Below are 2,447 nucleotides of genomic sequence, written 5' to 3' on the forward strand. Positions count from 1 at the left end.
CCCCACGACCAGCGCCCCCGCGACACCAAAGATCCCCGCCGAGGCCCCCACGACCAGCGGCGCCTCGGCCCAGGCCAGCGAGGCCAGGCATCCGCCCACGCTCGACACGAAAAAGAGCAGCAGCTGCCGCCACCAGCCCCAGGCCTTCTCGGTCCACTGCCCCACCACCCACAAGCCCATCATGTTGAGCACCAGGTGCAGCCAGGACCCATGGAGCAAGCCCGCGCTGAGCACTCGCCACCACTCGCCGTGAAGCCAGACGCGGGTGGCCGCGAGACCCCCCGCGGCGCGGAGCAGCTCAGGATCCTCGAAGGTCCACAGGCTCCGCACGAGCGCGTCACCCGGTGCGTCTGAGCGCACGAGCATCGCCACCACACACAAGACGAACGCGAGGCAGCAAAGGCCAATGAGGCCCGCCGTCGCTGGTCGCGCCGTCAGCCGCGGGCCGGGGGGAGACATGCTGGCACCCTAACCGATGTCTCCCACATTCTCGTTCCTCCGACCCTCGCCACTGCGGCACCAACCAGCGCCATCTATTTGACTTTGTTATCATTTCGAACTCCCAGTGCGACCCCTAACCTCCGCGGGATCACTTCCCGTAGCTTGCGGCCCATCCGGCGCCGTTGCTATCGTCCCCACGTTTGGTCGTGTGAGCGTCACAACCGGCACGAAAGCACCGACCTCCGCCCTGCACCGGTTCAGCCGCATGCCCAGCTCGCCTGCACCGCACACGCCGTCGACGAGGCTGCCGCCCCGCCTATCGCGCAGGAGCCCAACCTAGGTGGCGAGGCAAAACCTACTCCTTGTCGATGGCGACACCCGCAGTCGCCGGGTGCTTGAGGTCAGCCTGCGCAAGGCCGGGTTCTCGGTGACCACCGCCGAGGACATCGACCAGGCGCTGCTCGTGCTCGAGCACGGCGAGCCCGACTTGATCATCTCGGACACCCGCCTGCCCGGCAAAGACGGGTTCGCGTTCTGCACCGAGGTCAAGAAGAACTCCAAGTGGGCCGGCATCCCCTTCGTCTTTCTGACCTCCGCGAAGGCGATCGAAGACAAGGTCCGGGGGCTCGAGCTCGGCGTCGAGGACTACCTCGTCAAGCCCATCTACATTAAAGAGGTGACCACCCGCCTGCGCATGCTGATGCAGCGCAAGCAGCGAGAGAAGCTCGAGAGCAAGAACGCGGCGCGGACCAAGTTCACGGGTCACCTCGCCGACATGGCGGTCGTCGACCTGTTTCAGACCATCGAGATCTCGCGCAAGAGCGGCACGATCGACTTCGAGACCGACCTCGGCGACGCCACGATCTGGTTTCGGGACGGCACGATCATCGACGCCGAGATGGGCCGGCTGCAGGCCGAGCAAGCGGTCTATCGCCTCCTCGGTCTCACCGACGGCAGCTTCGCCGTCGAGTTCAAGAACATCAACCGCAACCCGGTCATCAAGGAGTCGACCCAGAGCCTGCTCATGGAGGGCATGCGCCGGGTCGACGAGTGGGGTCGACTGCTCGAGCAGCTCCCCGCCCTCGACGAGGTCCTCGCCGTCGACCGGACCGCGGTCGCCGAGCTGCCCGACGACCTGCTCCCGCCGGAGCTCGTCGAGGTCCTGCGTCGCTTCGACGGGCGCCGGACGATCATCGAGGTCGTCGACGACACCGGCAAGGACGACCTCGAGGCGCTCGAGGCCATCTCGACCTTGTTCTTCCAAGGTCTGCTCACGCCTTCGGTCGACGGTGATCTCGCCGACGTGAGCCTCGGCGACAGCAGCACGGCCCTGCAGCTCGAGGCCTGGGGCGAGGTGCCCACGACCGCGATCGAGTACTTCAAGCCGGCCAAGGTCACGACGGAGTCCGGGCCCCACGCGGTCCCCGTCGAGGTCCCGCCGATGCCGAGCTACCCCCACGAGGCCGCCGCGCCGCCCGACGGCGACGGCCTCGTCGCCGGGCTCCCCGACGAGACCCCCTCGCTCGGAGAAGGCCTCACCCCGCTCCACGACCCGGGCTCGGACGACGACGACGACGACGACCCGATGTTTCGCGACATCGCGAACCGCTTCCAGGCGCTCGAGAGCGGCGCCGATGTCGGCGAGCCGCAGCCCGAGCTCCGCCAAGGCGGCAGCGAGGGCAGCTGGGGACCCCCGCCCTCGGCCGCCGACAGCGGCCCGATCGACGACGAGCCGCTGCCTCCGCTGCCCGAAGACGGGCTCGCGGCGCTCGATCACAAGCTCAGCGCGATCGTCGACTCCGCGAGCGACAGCGGGGCCTTCGCCCACACCGAGCCCATCGACCCCGAAGAGACCCAGCGCCGCCAGATCGAGGCCGCGCAAAACCGCATCGAGCAAGAGGACGCGGCGCGAAAGCGGGTGATCGCCGAGGTCGATCGGCGCGAGGCCGAGGACCAGGCCGCCGCCCTGCGCCGCTCGGGCCCGGCCCCCGCAGCGGCCGACCCCC

2 protein-coding genes are annotated in these 2,447 nt (G+C 68.9%); one reads left to right on the plus strand and one right to left on the minus strand.

Annotation, left to right across the window (positions count from 1 at the left end; translation table 11 throughout):
- Nucleotides 1-360 (minus strand): rhomboid family intramembrane serine protease (locus tag ENSA5_RS01055; protein ID WP_181197134.1); only part of this gene is annotated, 360 nt, incomplete at its 3' end.
- A gap of 472 nt (nucleotides 361-832) precedes the next feature.
- Between ENSA5_RS01055 and ENSA5_RS01060 the strand changes: the two genes are divergently transcribed.
- Nucleotides 833-2,447: response regulator (locus tag ENSA5_RS01060; RefSeq protein WP_181197136.1), on the plus strand; the 1,615-nt coding region annotated here is incomplete at its 3' end.

Source organism: Enhygromyxa salina, from assembly GCF_002994615.1.
GTDB classification, from domain to species: Bacteria; Myxococcota_A; Polyangia; order Nannocystales; family Nannocystaceae; genus Plesiocystis; species Plesiocystis salina_A.